At 70.4% G+C, this 223-nt stretch carries 1 pseudogene; it reads left to right on the forward strand.

Annotated features, from left to right (window positions below):
- Positions 1–223: pseudogene (locus tag ACEPPI_RS41105) on the forward strand (peptidase M23); the annotation flags it as partial.

A 223-nucleotide genomic window follows, 5' to 3' on the forward strand; every position in this document is an offset into this window, starting at 1 on the left:
GGTGAACGGCTCGTGGTCCACCTGGGCCAACTTCGGCGGCGGCGGATACCGACTCGCCACCGGCAACAACGCCGACGGCCGCATCGAAGTCTTCGCCTCCAACACCAACGGTGTCTTCCACCGCTGGCAGACCGCACCCAGCGGCAACTGGGCCAACTGGGAAGGCACCGGCGGCGGCCCCGCGACCTCACGCCTCGCCCTCGAAACCGCACCCGACGGCCGA

The organism is Streptomyces sp. AB3(2024) (assembly GCF_041862025.1).
In the GTDB taxonomy this organism is placed as follows: Bacteria; Actinomycetota; Actinomycetes; order Streptomycetales; family Streptomycetaceae; genus Streptomyces.